Origin of the sequence: Pseudomonas sp. B37(2017), assembly GCF_002112885.1 — a bacterium.
In the GTDB taxonomy this organism is placed as follows: Bacteria; Pseudomonadota; Gammaproteobacteria; order Pseudomonadales; family Pseudomonadaceae; genus Aquipseudomonas; species Aquipseudomonas paraglycinae.
Window position 1 is genome coordinate 715,274 of the sequence record NZ_NEIX01000001.1, and the last position, 15,006, is coordinate 730,279.

Sequence of the window (15,006 nt, forward strand, 5' to 3'; positions counted from 1 at the left end):
CGGGCGTATGCGCCCGATGGTTACCTGGGCGCGAAATCGTAGTTATAGAACGCCCGGGAGTGGTGGTAGCCGTACTTGCGCGCCTTGCGCAGGTCGACCTGGTTGAGCACCGTGCCAAAGACCGGCACATGGCTTTGTTGCAACATGGCAATCCCTCGCTGAACCTGGCTGATCGAGGTGCTGTCAGCCTTGACGACATAGATCACCGCATCGGAATGTCTGGCCAGCAACAGCGCGTCACTGATCATCTCCGCAGGGGGTGAGTCGATAATGATGTGGCGATAACGTGATCTGAGCGCCTCGAGCATGCGCGCCATGCGCGGCGAGCTGAGCAAATCCTGTGGCGGTGGCTGAACCGGGTTGAGCGGATCGCCAGGGGACGGCAGGCGCGGCGCAACGAACATATCCAGCGACGGCGGCAAGACCTTCCCGGCCGGCAGCATGTCCAGATTGCCCACTGAAACAATGCAGTCTTCAAGCCTGGCCGTGCCGGCAATGACATTCGCCAGTCCGGGGCTGTCCGGCGGAAAATCAAAGTTCAGCGACAGGGTTGGCTGACGCATGTCGGCATCGATCAGCAGCACGCGTTCCAGCGGTGTCAGCGAACTGGCGAGGTTGGTGGCGATGGTGCTTTTACCCTCGCCGGCAACCGTGGAGGTCACGAGCACCACTTGTGACGGTTTTTCGCTGCTTTGCAACATCAACCAGGTGCGCAGGTTGCGAATGGTCTCGGAAAAACGCGGGTTGTCGTTGTCCTCGAACAGGCGCGCCAGTTGCCGGCGACTTTTCTTTATCACCAGCGGCACGACGCTGAGCAGTGGAACATTCAACACGCTCTCGACCGTCTCATCGGTTTTGAAGGTATTGCTCAGACTTTCGAAGAGCAGTGCCAGCCCGACGCCGATGACCGCAGCGACCAGCCCGACGATTGCGACAATCAATGTCTTGCGGGGTTTGCTTGCGTCGACTGGAACGATGGCCGGGTCGACGATGCGCACTTTCGTCGAGTCCATGTCGGCGGTGGCCGTGGTTTCTTTCAGACGGGTGACGAAGGTTTCATACAGCGCGCGTGTGCTGTCGACCTCACGCTGGAACTCGCGCAACTGGAATTCTTTGCGCGCGATGTCCTGGATTTGCGCCTTGTTGCTATTGAAGGATTGACGCAGCGACGCTTCACTCGCCGTGGCGAGCTGGTATTGCCGCTCGATACCGGCCACCACTTGCTGGACCTGCAATTGCAGGCTGGTGGTGGCGGTGCGCAACTCGGTTTGTGCGGAAATCAGGCTCGGGTGCTTCGGACCGTAGCGTCCCGCCAGTTCATCGACCTTGGCTTGAGCCACAGCGCGATCGGCCTGGAATTTCTGCACCAGGGGATTGCTCAAGACCGCAGGCACGCTGGAGAGCCGGCTCAGATCGCCGTTGCCCAAGGCCTTGGCCTGCCGATACTCGCTCTCGGCTTCAGCGCGGTTGCGACGGGCGTCGACCATGCGGTTACCGGTCATTTCCAGTTCGTTGGCGCTGATGGTGGCGACGCCTCCAACATCCACCAGACCTTGTTCTTCGCGGTAACCCTGCAGTTTTTTCTCGGCCGCACGCAGATTATCGCGCAGCTTGATCAGGCGTGTGTTCATCCACGCCGTGGTCGTTTGCGACGATTTCTCGCTGGTATCGAGCTGGCTGTCGGTAAAGCCCTGAGCCAGTGCGTTGGCCGCCGCCGCTGCGAGAACAGGGTCTGGCAACTCGACTTCGATTTCGAGCAACTGGCTTTTGCCAACGAACTTGACGCTGGTGTGCAGCATGAGGTTCTGCGTGACCTGATTGAAGACCTCTGCTTCAGTGAGCTCCTCTTTCTTCGGCGGTAAAAATCGACCCAATCCCGGGATCCATTGATCAAGGTCCAGATTGGCCAGCCATTGGCGCGGAGCAAACCAGGGCTTTGGCTGCTGGCGCGGGTCGGTGACCGGGTGGGTCGTCAGGCCGAGTTTTTTCACCGCGCGTTCGGCAAGGTCCCGCGATTGCAGGAGCGCCTGCTGGGTCTGCAAGTAATCAGTGGCGTTGCCGCCTGAGTCCTTGACTTGCTGGAAGGACATCAGCGGAGGTGTCTTGTCGTTGAACAGCAGGGTGGTGCTGCCAATGTATTGCGGCGTGATGCTGGAGACCACAGCGGCCGCCAATGCGCAGCTCAGCAGAACCAGCCACCCGATGCTCCATTTGGCGCGCCAGATGACCCTCCACAGATTGAGCAGATCCAGGGTGTCCTTGTCTTCGGCGTGCTGCGGATGCAGATGCGCTTGAAGAGGACGTTCGACGTAGTTGCTAGGGCTGTTGTCCATGATCAGAAAAAGCCTTGTGCAATGGAAATGGTATCGCCGGGGGCAATCGTGGTGCTTCGCGTAACGTTATCGGTCACGGTCGCGCCACCATCGCCGCGCAAGATGGTTACTCGTTTCATCGAGGCGCGCTCGGTCAGGCCGCCGCCCAGCGCGATGGCTTTCTCCAGTGTCAGTCCGGGCACGAACGGGTAGCTGCCGGGCTTTTTCACTTCGCCATTGATGTAGAACGAGCGGTATTCGATCTGGCTGAGACTGACTTTCGGGTCGATCAGATAACCCTGCTTGAGCCCGTCGACGATGATTTTCTCGACCTGGCCGGGAGTCAGCCCCTTGGCGGAAATCTCGCCCAGGAACGGATAGGAAAAGGTGCCGGCGTCACTGAGCCGGATCTTTTTCATGCTTAATTCCGGCTCACCGAAAACGATGATTCGTAACACGTCGCCGGCAGCCAGTTTGTATTGCGTGTCGGGATCTGCCGCGTAGGTGTGAGGAGTGAGAAACAACGCGAACAAAATAAAAACCAAGCGAGCGTTCATGTCGAAACCCTCTTAAAGGCTGACGTTGAAGCTGATCTGGAACACGTTGCGGGTGAAGCTTTCATTGTCGGCATCGGAATCGTTGTCGCGATATCGATAACCCAGTTCGATATCCAGCCAACGGCGCATGGCGTACACCACGGCCAGGTTGTAGTCCTGAAGATTGTCGGTACGGCTTTGGCCTTCGTAGACATAACGCCCGTAACCGGCCTGGGCCACGGTAGTAATCCGTTCAGTCCAGCCGTGACGCCAGCCGACCTGGGTGAAGGTCGACTTCACGGCATCAGCGCCATCGTCACCCTCGGCGAGGGCCTGGCGAGCGACGAAGGTAAACGTCGAATAGGTTCGCGGTTTCCATTGCAAGTCCACTTGCCAGGTCGGGTTATCGAGGTCTTTGGATTCGCTGTTGTCGAAGTTCTTTTTCTCGTAACCGACGCGGACTTTACCCGTCGTGCGTGCCGTGAAATCCCATACGGCACCGGCCATGACGGCATCGGATTTACTGCTGCGCGGGCTGTTGGCCTGCTGGTAATCAAAGTCGGTGTGGTTATATTCCACCAGACCCCGGGTATTGCTGCCGATGCGGTGATACCAGGTGCTCGTCAGGGCAGTGGTATTGCGTTCCTTGTCGTCGTTGATGCCATCAGCGTTGTCGTAGCGCAGTTGGGCGTAACTGGCCCCGAGATCGATTTGATTGTCAGCGCTTTTCGCCCCGAAGGTGTAGAGCCCCCCCACGCGTTTGTTGTTGAGCTTGTCGTTGATGCCTTCGACCGCCGTCGATTCAGTGCGCTCCCATTTCCGGTACTCAGCATCAAGCTTCAGGCGATGCCGGTCGGTAAACTCCATGATGCTGTCCGCTCGCACGCGTTGTGCCGTGTTCGAGGCATCCGACTCGTCGTGATAAATGTAGCGAGTGGGTTGCCAGATGAGCCGGGTGGCGCTGTTGCGATCCTCGGCCTTGAGCTCGAAAGAGGGCGCCAACTTGGTGACCATGGAGGACTGCTTGCTGTTTTCCAACTCGCGAAAGTTGTCGTCATAACTTTCTGAAAACAGGAAGGATGGCGTGAAGTCGAATCCGTAAACATCAATGGCTTGCGGATTGATGCTCCAGGCCATTTCCGGATAGAGGCAGGCCATCATCAGTGCGACAGGGCATCGTGACTTTAAAGCCATGTTAGAGCTCCTGAGCAAAGGCATGTAAGGCAAAGTCGTTAGTTATAGGTGTGAACACCGGCTTGTTGACGTTCAATCACGCTGAGTGGCAAACAGACAGGCTGCTCACGGTTAAGAAACTGCAGGAGGATCATGACGCGGTCGGTACCGTGCAACCCCAGGAACACGCCTTCCAGTGGCGCGAGCGGACCGCTGACGATCTGCAGGTTCTCTCCGGGTTTCAGCGCTTCGTCCGGCTCCGACATCGTTGATTCGAGGCAACGTGCACGCAGGTGTTCGATGACGTGCTCGGCCACTGTTGCGGGACCATGGTTGAATTCGACGAAACGACTGACTCCCCGAGTAGAGCGCAAGGGTGCCCAGTTGTCGTCACGACTGAGTTGGATGAACAAGTATCCGGGAAAGAGGGATTCCTGGACTCGCTGTCGTTTCCCGCGAATGACGCGTTCACTGACGAGTTGGGGGTGAAAGACCACGTAATTCTGTTGCAGCAGGTTGAGGTGGGCACGCTCATCCTGACGTGGCTTGCATTGTAAAAGGTACCAATTAGGTTGGTCCGAGCTGATGACTGGCATGCTTGTAAACTCTTTGATGATCGAAAGTTTATGGCAGGCAGAAGCTCTATTGAGGGCTAAGTAAGGGCAGTCAGCGAAAGTATTTTTTTATTATGGGTTTGTGAAGTGTTTCAATGTTGAATCACAAAGTGTTTCATTGGTGTGCATCGAGCAGTGAAGTTTCGCTCTGTTATGCGGCACCTCTGGAGGAATCATCGGTTCAACTTTTTAGAAGGCAAAGCTACCGCACGGTCTGTTCATGCAGGCTTAAGGTTAGGTAACTAAGTAGTTGTCCCTGAAGCGACAGGGCGCGAGTAAGTGATTGCTGGCGCCCTGTAAAAAATCAACCTTGGTAGTTATCGGTCAGACTTTACGGTCTGTCAAACGTTAGCAGTCAAAAAACACGCCATCCATCCAGTAATGGTTCTACCGATGGATAACCAACTGTTTTTTAATGACTTATTCTTTTGGCTGAACGGTAGAAACTTTTTCTGCCTGTTATGGTCGCCACTATTATTTAGATCGAAAGCTTTCCCCACTATTGGGTGCTGTTATAAAACCTGGACTGAATAAGTCATCCAGCGCTATAACTTATCGCCTGTCGGCTTGTGTGGAGCAGGGATTATGACCGTTCTTGTTACAGGCGCTGCGGGCTTTATCGGGTATCACGCGGTCAAACGATTGGCGCAGCAAGGCGAGGAAGTTGTCGGTATCGACAACCTTAACGATTACTACAGCGTGGATCTCAAACAGGCGCGACTTGAACAATTGAGTGGTCTGCAGGGTTTCAACTTTGAAACACTGGATATTGTCGACAAGCCCGCCTTGATGGCGTTGTTCAAAACGCATGATTTCACCGAGGTTGTGCATCTGGCTGCTCAGGCAGGTGTTCGCTATTCACTCGACAACCCGGATGCCTATGCGCAATCGAACCTGGTGGGGTTTCTCAATGTGCTGGAAGCCTGCCGACACCATCCGCCCGCGCATCTGATCTACGCCTCCAGCAGTTCGGTATACGGAGCCAACAGCAAATTGCCATACAGCGTCGACGATGCGGTCGAGCATCCTGTGTCCCTGTATGCCGCCACCAAGCGTGCCAATGAACTGCTTGCCGACAGCTACTGCCATCTTTACGGTTTGAAGGCCAGCGGCCTGCGTTTTTTCACCGTTTACGGGCCTTGGGGCAGGCCGGATATGGCGCTGTTCAAGTTTACCGAGGCCATTCTTCAAGGGCGGCCGATCGATATCTACAACCAGGGTCAGATGGCGCGGGACTTCACTTACGTCGATGACATTGTCGAAAGCATCGTCCGGCTGTGCCCAAAGCCTCCAGAACCGGACAAGGAGGCGCAGGGCGTCAACCGGATTTTCAACCTGGGGCGCGGCAAACCGGTAGCGTTACTGGATTTCGTCGACTGCCTCGAGCAGGCATTGGGCATCAAGGCCCAACGCAACTTGTTACCGATGCAGGCCGGCGATGTCATCAAGACCTGGGCTGATGTTTCAGCACTGGCGCAATGGATCGGGTTTTCTCCCCAGGTGGAAGTTGAAGAGGGCGTGGCGCAGTTTGTGAGTTGGTATCGCCAGTATTATCGGATTTGAGCACCGGCTCGTGCTCTCGGTCCGATGGCGTCCGGTCATGAGCCGAATCCTGCCCTGTTATTGCGCATGATCGAGAAATTCAACGCCGCAGCGACACACAGCCAGGCCAGATAGGGAAACAGGATCAACCCGGTGATCACATCCAGGCGCAAGGCCAGGACTACCATCGCCGCGACGACCAGCCACAGCAGCACGAGAATGATCATCGCCGCAACGATCCGCTGCGCACCGAAAAACACCGGCGTCCACAGCGTGTTCAGGGCAATCTGCGCCGCCCACAACGCCAGGACCATTTCACTGCCGGGAATCATGGTCAAACGGTAGCCAACCCAGGCCAGCAGCAGATAGATCGTCGTCCAGGCCACCGGAAACACCCAGTTGGGTGGCGTGAACTTCGGTTTGTTGAGCTGCGCGTACCACTGGCCGGGCTTGAAAACCATGCCGGTGGTGGCGGCCGCACCGCAGGCGATCAGGAAAATCAGGAAAGTCACCATTTATCACTCCTTGGCCGCAGCCAGTCTGCTTGGGTTGCTATTTGGCTCTCGACGACATCAGGTCAATCACCCGCGCCACCAGCGTGTCGACTGCGAAGGGCTTGGTCAGCACCTGCATGCCGGGGCCAAGTTGGCCGGCGCCGATCACTGCGTTTTCTGCGTATCCGGTAATGAAAAGTGTCGTCAGGTTCGGGCGGATCTCCCGGCCGGCGTCGGCCAGTTGTCGGCCGTTCATGCCACCCGGCAGGCCGACGTCGGTGATCAGCAAGTCAATATGCACGTTCGATTGCAACACCTTAAGCCCGGCAACGCTGTCGCCTGCTTCGAGCAGGTTGTAGCCGAGATCGCCAAGCACTTCGGTCAACAAGGCGCGCACGGTCGGTTCATCGTCCACCACCAGAATGGTCTCGTTGGCCTTGGGGGCTACGGCCGGTGCGATGTGCTGGTCATCGGGACTTTGCACGGGTTCGCCACAGTGACGCGGCAGGTAGATGCACATCGTGGTGCCCCGGTCGACTTGCGAGTGCACGCGCACCTGGCCGCCGGACTGCTTGGCGAAGCCGTAGATCATCGACAGCCCCAGCCCCGTGCCCTGGCCCAGCGGCTTGGTGGTAAAGAACGGATCGAAGGCCTTGGCGATCACATCCGCCGACATGCCGGTGCCGGTATCGCTGACGCACAGACACACATACTCGCCGCCGGGAATCTCCAGCGTGCTGGCGGTTTCGGCGTCCATGGTGCGATTGGCCGTCTCGATGGTGATGCGCCCGCCATCGGGCATCGCATCGCGGGCGTTGATGCACAGGTTGAGCAGTGCGTTTTCCAGCTGACTGGCATCCACCAGTGTCGGCCAGAGCTGCGGCGAGCCAATGGTTTCCAGAAGAATGCTCGGGCCCACGGTACGCTGGATCAGTTCGGTCATGCCGGTCATCAGCATGTTGACGTCGGTGGGCCGCGGATCGAGGGTCTGGCGTCTGGAGAATGCCAGCAGGCGGTGGGTGAGGGCGGCGGCACGCTTGACCGCGCCCTGTGCGGTGACCATGTATTTGTCGACTTCGCTCAACCGGCCCTGACTGATCCGCGTCCCCATCAGTTCCAGCGCACCGGAAACGCCGGCCAGCAAATTGTTGAAGTCATGAGCCAGGCCGCCCGTCAGTTGGCCGACCGCTTCCATCTTCTGCGACTGACGCAGTTTTTCCTCCGCTTGCATCAACTCGGCGGTGCGCGCTGACACCCGCTGTTCCAGTGTGTCGTTTAGCGCACGCAAGGCGGCGATAGCCCCGTCGCGCTCTGCCTCGACGGTGCGGCGTTCCTCGACGTCAATCAGTACGCCAGGGAAGCGCAGTGGTTTGTTGTCATCGGCCCACTCAACGCGGCCGTTGGCTTCGATCCACTGGTACCTGCCGTCCGCGCGGCGCACACGGTACTGATGGGAATAGGCGCCACCGCGGCCAATGGCTTCGTCGATCGCCGTGGTCAGCCCGTCCCGATCGTCGGGGTGCACGCTGGTGATCACTTGTTCGAGACTGAGGCCTTCGCGCCCCAGACTCGGGTCGAGGTTGAACACCTGGGCGAAGCCTTCATCGATGGCAAAGCGATCGGTCAGCAGGTCCCAGTGCCAGGTGCCGATAATCGCGCCGGCGGCGAGGGCCAGTTGCACACGTTCGACGTTCTCCCGGGCAATCGCCTCACTGGCGCGCAAGCGCTCCTCGGCGTCGCGCCGTTCGGTGACGTCGTTGAACAGGATCGCGATCTGCCGGTCGGCCGGATCGCCGACCCGCACGGCGCGCACATCGAACCAGCGTTCAAAGGTATTGGCGTAATTCTCGAAGTTCGCCGGTTCCCCGGTCTTGGCCACGTGGCCGTAGGTTTCGAACCAGAAGCGTTCCAGATTGGGCGCGAATTCGGTCACCCATTTGCCGCGCAGGTTGACCCCGCACTGGCGCTCGAACGCCGGGTTGGCCTCGACGAAGTAATAGTCGACAGGCTCGTCGTTGGCGTCGAATTTGACTTTGACGATGGCAAACGCCGATTCGATGGTTTCCAGAATCGTGCTGAAGCGTTCCTCACTGCGGGCGAGCGCAGCTCTGCTGGCCTGCAGTTGGGCCGCCACATTTTGCTCAGTGTCGACTTCATTGCTCAGCAGCGCGGCGCGTAATCGCTTTACCTCGGACTCAAGTGCTTCGCGATCAAGGTGTTTGAGGGTATCCATTTCACCTGCTTTGTCAGGTTTTTCAGGGGCCGGATTCATGGGGCGGACAGGCCGGACTGGGGCAGTGGTCATCTCGAAGCGGTCTGGCTGGATGGTTGTTCATTCGTTGACCGGTGGCGTCGTCGGTAAGTTTCACGGATGGCCCCGGGCGGACGCTGATTTCAGATCGACTCCCCGTTATCCAGGCGGGCCAGCAGCATCTGGCCGCGTTGCCAAAGTGCCTCTTGCTTGGCCTGAGGCATGCGGTCGAGGTTCTTGTACATCATGGCCATGCGCTGATTGCCGCGCAGCAGCTCGCCGTGGCGCATCAGGAAATGCCAGTAGAGTGAATTGAACGGGCAGGCATTGTCCGCCGTGCTTTCGCTGACCTTGTACGCGCAACCGCGGCAGTAATCGGACATGCGATTGATGTACTGGCCGCTGGCGCAATAGGGTTTTGAACCGAGATAACCGCCATCGGCGTGCATGACCATGCCCAGCGTGTTGGGCAGCTCGACCCAGTCGAAGGCGTCCATGTAGATCGCCAGATACCACTCGCAGATCTGGCTCGGCGCGATGCCGGCGAGCAGGGCGAAGTTGCCGGTGACCATCAGCCGCTGAATGTGATGCGCGTAGGCGTGCTGCAAGCTTTGACCGATGGCGTGGCGCATGCAGTTCATTTGCGTATCGCCGGTCCAGTAGAACTCGGGCAGAGGCCGGGTGTTGCCGAACGAGTTGCCCAGCGCGTAATCAGGCATTTTCAGCCAGTACACGCCCCGCACATATTCACGCCAGCCAATCAGTTGCCGAATGAAACCTTCGGCGGCATTGAGCGCAACGCTGCCGGACCAGTACGCCGACTCCACGTCGCTGCACAACTGCCGCAGATCCAGCAGGCCGATGTTGAGCGCGGCACTGATGCGCGCATGAAACAGGAACGGCTCATCACTGGCCATGGCGTCCTGGTAATCGCCAAACCCGGCCAGACCGTAATCGAGAAAGTACGCCCAGAGTGCCTGAGCATCTGCGTGGGTGACGGGATAGTTGAAGTCATCGAGCGCGCCGTAGTGGTGGCTGAAACGCGCTTTGACCAGTGCCAGTACTTCGCAGGTGATTGCGTCGTTACTGAAGCGTGCCGGGTAGGGGGCTTTCACGCTTTTGGGCAGGGCCTTGCGATTGTCGGCATCGAAATTCCACGCACCACCCACCGGCGAGCCATCGCCATTGAGCAACAACCGGCTCTTGCGACGCATCTCCCGGTAGAAAAACTCCATGCGCAGTTGTTTCTTGCCCTCGGCCCAGGCGGCGAACTCTTCGCGACCGCACAGGAAACGCGTATCGGCGTGCCAGTGAATCGGCAAGCCGCATTCCTTCATCGAGTGCTCCAGCCGCCAGTCGCCACACTCGGTGACGTGCACTTCCTCGGCCTGCAACAGCGCTTGCCAGCGATGCAATTCACCCGGCACCGAACCGCTGTTTTCCGGATCATCCAGCCTGACGTATTCAACGCGTACACCCTGGTCTTGCAGCGACTGGGCGAAATGGCGCATGGCACTGAAGACCAGGGCAATCTTCTGTGGATGGTGGGGCACGTGGCTGGCTTCTTCCATGACCTCAACCAGCAACACCGTGTCGCGCTCGGCATCGAGTGCTTGTAAGGAAGCCAGGTCGAACGACAACTGGTCGCCCAGTACCAGGCACAAGCGGCGGGTAACGTTCATTCAATCAAACTCTGGGTTGTGCGGTTCATTGGCTTGCTTCGGTGCCCTGGCGGCGAAAGAACAAAGTCACCTGACCGACTTCCACGCCGAACTTGGACATGCTGGTGCGGTTGATCAACGTGTCCTCGTCCATCAGGTACATCCAGTCGTCCATGCTCACTTCATAGGTCGAATCGTCGACCGCCAGGTTCAGGCGATAAACCCAGTGCACGGCGTTCCCGGCAACCTGGCCCTGGGCAGCGCCGACCACATCGCCGGCGCGACCGCTCCAGCGTCCCTGGCCCTCGGGCGTCAATGTCCAGACGCGGTGCTGGCGGGTGCCGTCGCTGTACAGGAAGCGCTCGTCGAGAATCAGGTTGTTGCCTTCGCGACGGCTGACGATCGTGACTTCAAAACGCTTGGTCACTTCGCCGCCGGGCTTCTGAAATATCCCCCAGGCTTTGACGGGCTGGCTGAAAAAGCGCTCCAGACTCAGTGCCGGTTGTTGATCGGCATAACGTGTGACATCCACGTTGCTGCAGCTTGCGAGGTTGAGCATCAGTGCCAGTAACAGCAGTAATCGAGTCATTGCCTTGCTCCCTGATCGCGGGTGTTGAGGGAGAACGTTCGAAGCATTTTCTTGTACGCAGTGAGGGGCGCGTACAGGGTTATGGGCGTCTCCATTAAGGTAATCTCGCGACGGAGTCTCGCGTGGGAGCGTATCCGTAGTAAAAGAAATTGTACGCAGCTAATGAGTTTGTATAGGTTTTAATCAAGATAGGCGGAAAAATGCCAGCTGACAATGAAGCGGCATTTTTTCGTGCAGAGAGGAAGACTCACTTCACAGCGTGAAGCTTTTCTTGAGTAGAGGGGGAGAGAGGCGAATATTGATCATTGCGCTGCCTGGTGCCATTGCCTGCACGCAGAAAAAGGCCCGGATTCATCCGGGCCAGTCATGCACGTCAGCGTGAATCCGCCTTGCTGACAACCTCGGCGGATGATCTTTTCCGGCGTCTCTGAAGCCAGCTATGGAACGCATGTACGGGATGGAGGATGGCGGTCAGTACGCCAATCAGCAGGATGATGAAGAGGATGATCAGCGGGAGGCTTTCGTGCGAGAACATGGTGGGTTACTCCTGTAGTCACTATGTCGTAACCCGCAGACTAGACGCATCGAAGCCTGTTTTCGATGAATGAATGTTCATCCTTGAACGCTGCTGGTGTGCTACGGCGAATCTTCCGGGTGCATTGTCAGAATGATTTTCCCGACATTCCTTGAAGACTCCATTCGCCGGTGACTTACGCCAGTCGCACGGTGCCGGCATTGAATGCCGCGCATCCCTGGCTGCGCGGCGAGATATTGTTTCGATACTCGCGAAGCGATCGCGAGATGAACGGCGTTTTTACACAGCAAACGTAGTCCCGCGAGTATTCACAAAAAGCGAGTAGATCGAGTGACTACTTGCCATGAACAGCCTGTTCCCTTCGCGCCCCCCAAAGCACAGGTTCGGGCAGCGCTCTGGCAGCGAAATATGGCCGATGGCCTTGCCCTGTGGATTGAAAACACGCACGCCGTCGAGTTTTTCCAGATCGGCCCTGGGATCTCCATTGCCGCCCCAGCCGCACCACAGGTTGCCCGCTTCGTCGCACTTGATACCGTCGATTGCCGCGTAGTCCAGCCCCTCGATGTGCTTGCGGCGCTCGCCCAGTGTGCCGTCTTCCTTCACGGCAATGGCCCAGATCAAGCGATTGGGTTTGGCGCGACCTTCGACGACATACAGGGTTTTTTCGTCGGGACTGAAGCACAGGCCATTAGGGCCGTTAAGGTCGTCGATCACCCGAGTGACCTTTCTGCTCTCGCCGTCGATGCGGTAAACGGCGTGGGGTTGGCTCGGGGTGATTTTGTGGCCTTCGTAGTTGTTGCCGGTCTGGAATGGCGGGTCGGTAAACCAGATCGATCCGTCACTTTTGCAGACGATGTCGTTGGGCGAGTTGAAGGGCTTGCCCTCAAAGCTGTCGGCCAGCACGGTGATCGTGCCGTTGTATTCGGTGCGCGTGACGCGGCGGCCTTCGCTGGTGGTGGTAGAGCCTTCGCAGACGATAAGACGCCCCTGGCGATCCCGGCACATCCCGTTGGAGAAGTTCGAGTGTTCACGGTACACGGTGAAGGTCTCGGTGATTTCGTCCCAACGCATGATGCGATTATTGGGGATGTCGCTGACCAGCAAATAGCGGCCATCACCGACCCAGACCGGTCCTTCGGCCCAGCGCATGCCGGTGGCGAGTTTTTCAACGCTGGCGTTGAAAATACGTAGCTCGAGGAAGCTGTCGTCGAGGATATGAATCAGTGGATCCGGGTAGCGTTGACTCAATGGTTCGGCAGCTTCAGAGAGACTGGGCAACAAGGCGCTGCCGGTGGCAAGCGTGGCGGAAACAGCGAGGGACTTCTTCAGGAAGCTGCGGCGTGTATTGCCTTTTACCTGTTCGAGGTTGTCAGGCTTGGCGGACAGGGATGAGTCCATGTAGCGATCTCCGTGGTTTTATTTTTTTTCGGAGACGCAGTAATAGCCTGTGATAGGACATCGTACAAGTGAATTATTATCCAGCTCTGGTCGGGCTTGGAGATGAAGGCCTTCGCTTCATGGTGGTGGAATCCATATAGCCTAAGCGAAGCTTTTTATGCATAAAACGAAGTTCATATTAATTTTATAGTGCGTTTTAATCTAAACAGGCTTTTCCTGATTGGAGCATTCGCACTTGAAGATCCCGACACATTTGACACTTGGCCTGGCGCTCGCCGTCAGTTGCGCTGCTGCATTCGCGGGGCCCACCCTTGATCGCGTGACGCAAAAAGGTGAGCTCACCGGTGTCCTGATGGAGAGTTACCCGCCGTTCTCTTTTCTCAATGACCAGAACCAGCTCGACGGCTTCGATGTGGATGTCGCTAAAGCTGTGGCCGAACGTCTTGGGGTCAAGCTGAAACTTGAAACGCCTTCCTGGGACGTGATTGCCGCCGGGCACTGGAACGGTCGATACGACATCTGTGTGTGCTCGATGACACCGAGCAAGGCGCGGGCCGAAGTGTTCGACTTTCCCGTGGAGTATTACCAGTCACCGGCGGTGATCGTGGTCAATGCGAAGGACAAGGACATCGCCACTGGCAAAGATTTGTCCGGCAAAAAAGTCGGTGTGATCAGTGCGTCGACCTATGAGGCCTATCTGAACAAGGATCTGGTCATTGAAGGCGCAGAAGACAAACCGTTGAGCTATCCGTTCGACAATGTCCAGATCGCGCCTTACGACAACGAAACCGTCGCCTTCCAGGACCTCGCACTGGGGACCGGCGTGCGCCTGGACGCCATGGTCACCAACCTGATCACCGCGCGTGAACGCATCGCTCAGGATCCGCGCTTCAAGATTGCCGGAGAGCCACTGTATGCCGAACCGAACGTCGTGGCGGTCGAAAAAGGCGATCCGCAATGGAATGCGAAAGTCACCGAGGTCATCGCACAACTCAAGACTGACGGCACGCTGAGCAAAATATCCCGCAAGTGGATCGGTTCTGATATCAGCCAATGACAGCCATCAACCCGCATCCGGCCAAAGCGGCTGTCAGCCCGCAAAAGCAGCCGCCACTGACACGTCAGCTATTCGGTTTTCGCACGCGCCTGTATCTGACGTGGGCGGCGCTGTCGGGTCTGGGCGTGTGGTTTTTCATGCGCTTCGATCTGAAGTTTTCGATCATTCTGGAAAAGTGGCCAAACCTGGTCGGCCTGCATCTGGGGCCGAACGGATTCTTGCAGGGCGCCGCGCTGACGATATTCCTGTGTTTCTGCTCGATCTGGTTTTCTTTATTGCTGGGCTTTGTCACCGCGTTGGCCAGGCTGTCGAGCAGCGCCGTGGCGTTTGGTATCGCCAGCTTCTATGCCTCGTTCTTTCGCGGCACGCCGCTGTTGATCCAGATCCTGCTGATCTATCTGGGGCTACCGCAGCTGGGTGTGGTGCCAGGCGCAATCAGCGCCGGGATCATCGCGCTGTCGCTCAACTACGGGGCTTATCTCAGTGAGATTTTTCGTGCGGGTATCCTCGCGGTTGCCCCGGGTCAGCGCGAAGCAGCCGCCGCACTGGGCCTGAGACCGGCCGCGACATTCATCCATATCATCCTGCCGCAAGCCATGCGCACGATCATTCCGCCGACCACCAGCCAGTTCATTTCGATGCTCAAGGATTCTTCCCTGATTTCGGTCATGGGTGTTTGGGAAGTGATGTTTCTGGCGCAGTCGTACGGGCGTTCGTCCTACCGTTACATTGAAATGCTGACCACCGCAGCCGCCATCTATTGGCTGTTATCCATCGGTCTCGAACTGATCCAGCATCGCCTCGAACGCCATTACGGCAGAGGCTTCAAGCATCAGCGCTGAGC

Annotated in this window: 13 protein-coding genes; 3 read left to right on the top strand and 10 right to left on the bottom strand. The window is 57.7% G+C overall.

Annotated features, from left to right (window positions below; genetic code table 11):
- Window positions 1–20: 20 nt before the first annotated feature.
- The 4 genes from CAF90_RS03320 to rfaH are packed head-to-tail and all read right to left on the bottom strand — an operon-like array spanning window position 21 to window position 4,617.
- A complete protein-coding gene (locus CAF90_RS03320; RefSeq protein ID WP_085603542.1) occupies window positions 21–2,333 on the bottom strand; it encodes a GNVR domain-containing protein in 2,313 nt (770 codons plus the stop codon).
- A 2-nt stretch (window positions 2,334–2,335) separates the two neighbouring features.
- Entirely contained in the window at window positions 2,336–2,869 is a 534-nt protein-coding gene (locus CAF90_RS03325) for a polysaccharide biosynthesis/export family protein (RefSeq protein WP_085603545.1), read from the bottom strand.
- A gap of 12 nt (window positions 2,870–2,881) precedes the next feature.
- On the bottom strand, window positions 2,882–4,042 hold the full coding sequence (locus CAF90_RS03330) for an outer membrane beta-barrel protein (protein ID WP_039768571.1): 1,161 nt from the start codon (window positions 4,040–4,042) through the stop codon (window positions 2,882–2,884).
- A 38-nt stretch (window positions 4,043–4,080) separates the two neighbouring features.
- A complete protein-coding gene (gene rfaH / locus CAF90_RS03335; protein WP_085603548.1) occupies window positions 4,081–4,617 on the bottom strand; it encodes a transcription/translation regulatory transformer protein RfaH in 537 nt (178 codons plus the stop codon).
- Between the two features lie 603 nt (window positions 4,618–5,220).
- Here rfaH and CAF90_RS03340 point away from each other — a divergent pair.
- Window positions 5,221–6,198, top strand: coding sequence for an NAD-dependent epimerase (locus CAF90_RS03340; protein ID WP_085603551.1), 978 nt, complete (start codon window positions 5,221–5,223; stop codon window positions 6,196–6,198).
- Between the two features lie 35 nt (window positions 6,199–6,233).
- Here CAF90_RS03340 and CAF90_RS03345 read toward each other — a convergent pair whose 3' ends face one another.
- The 6 genes from CAF90_RS03345 to CAF90_RS03365 form a co-directional block, all read right to left on the bottom strand.
- Window positions 6,234–6,692: a TspO/MBR family protein gene (locus CAF90_RS03345; RefSeq protein WP_085603554.1), complete on the bottom strand. Its 459-nt coding sequence runs from the start codon at window positions 6,690–6,692 to the stop codon at window positions 6,234–6,236.
- 37 nt (window positions 6,693–6,729) lie between these two features.
- Window positions 6,730–8,904 carry a hybrid sensor histidine kinase/response regulator gene (locus CAF90_RS03350; protein ID WP_085603557.1) on the bottom strand — a complete coding sequence of 725 codons (2,175 nt, stop codon included), beginning with the start codon at window positions 8,902–8,904 and terminating at the stop codon, window positions 6,730–6,732.
- 161 nt (window positions 8,905–9,065) lie between these two features.
- Window positions 9,066–10,604, bottom strand: a complete 1,539-nt coding sequence (locus tag CAF90_RS03355; protein WP_085603560.1) for a cryptochrome/photolyase family protein — start codon at window positions 10,602–10,604, stop codon at window positions 9,066–9,068.
- A 25-nt stretch (window positions 10,605–10,629) separates the two neighbouring features.
- Window positions 10,630–11,172, bottom strand: a complete 543-nt coding sequence (locus tag CAF90_RS03360) for a DUF3833 domain-containing protein (protein ID WP_085603563.1) — start codon at window positions 11,170–11,172, stop codon at window positions 10,630–10,632.
- A gap of 373 nt (window positions 11,173–11,545) precedes the next feature.
- Complete coding sequence (locus CAF90_RS29510) at window positions 11,546–11,707, bottom strand: hypothetical protein (protein ID WP_164872148.1); 162 nt, start codon at window positions 11,705–11,707, stop codon at window positions 11,546–11,548.
- A 279-nt stretch (window positions 11,708–11,986) separates the two neighbouring features.
- Window positions 11,987–13,105 (bottom strand): SMP-30/gluconolactonase/LRE family protein, encoded by a 1,119-nt coding sequence (locus tag CAF90_RS03365; RefSeq protein ID WP_085603566.1) that lies wholly within the window; start codon window positions 13,103–13,105, stop codon window positions 11,987–11,989.
- A gap of 235 nt (window positions 13,106–13,340) precedes the next feature.
- Here CAF90_RS03365 and CAF90_RS03370 point away from each other — a divergent pair, with 235 nt between their 5' ends.
- The gene (locus tag CAF90_RS03370; protein ID WP_085603569.1) at window positions 13,341–14,162 is read left to right on the top strand and encodes an ABC transporter substrate-binding protein; all 822 of its coding nucleotides are present in this window, start codon (window positions 13,341–13,343) and stop codon (window positions 14,160–14,162) included.
- Window positions 14,159–15,004: an amino acid ABC transporter permease gene (locus CAF90_RS03375; protein WP_085603571.1), complete on the top strand. Its 846-nt coding sequence runs from the start codon at window positions 14,159–14,161 to the stop codon at window positions 15,002–15,004. Before CAF90_RS03370 ends, CAF90_RS03375 begins: the two co-directional genes overlap by 4 nt.
- The last annotated feature ends 2 nt before the right edge of the window (window positions 15,005–15,006 follow it).

Bases quoted from the DNA above. Each gene is read 5' to 3' on its own strand.
- CAF90_RS03320 (WP_085603542.1), bottom strand. From the start codon at position 2,333: ATGGACAACAGCCCTAGCAACTACGTCGAACGTCCTCTTCAAGCGCAT.
- CAF90_RS03325 (WP_085603545.1), bottom strand. From the start codon at position 2,869: ATGAACGCTCGCTTGGTTTTTATTTTGTTCGCGTTGTTTCTCACTCCT.
- CAF90_RS03330 (WP_039768571.1), bottom strand. From the start codon at position 4,042: ATGGCTTTAAAGTCACGATGCCCTGTCGCACTGATGATGGCCTGCCTC.
- rfaH (WP_085603548.1), bottom strand. From the start codon at position 4,617: ATGCCAGTCATCAGCTCGGACCAACCTAATTGGTACCTTTTACAATGC.
- CAF90_RS03340 (WP_085603551.1), top strand. From the start codon at position 5,221: ATGACCGTTCTTGTTACAGGCGCTGCGGGCTTTATCGGGTATCACGCG.
- CAF90_RS03345 (WP_085603554.1), bottom strand. From the start codon at position 6,692: ATGGTGACTTTCCTGATTTTCCTGATCGCCTGCGGTGCGGCCGCCACC.
- CAF90_RS03350 (WP_085603557.1), bottom strand. From the start codon at position 8,904: ATGGATACCCTCAAACACCTTGATCGCGAAGCACTTGAGTCCGAGGTA.
- CAF90_RS03355 (WP_085603560.1), bottom strand. From the start codon at position 10,604: ATGAACGTTACCCGCCGCTTGTGCCTGGTACTGGGCGACCAGTTGTCG.
- CAF90_RS03360 (WP_085603563.1), bottom strand. From the start codon at position 11,172: ATGACTCGATTACTGCTGTTACTGGCACTGATGCTCAACCTCGCAAGC.
- CAF90_RS29510 (WP_164872148.1), bottom strand. From the start codon at position 11,707: ATGTTCTCGCACGAAAGCCTCCCGCTGATCATCCTCTTCATCATCCTG.
- CAF90_RS03365 (WP_085603566.1), bottom strand. From the start codon at position 13,105: ATGGACTCATCCCTGTCCGCCAAGCCTGACAACCTCGAACAGGTAAAA.
- CAF90_RS03375 (WP_085603571.1), top strand. From the start codon at position 14,159: ATGACAGCCATCAACCCGCATCCGGCCAAAGCGGCTGTCAGCCCGCAA.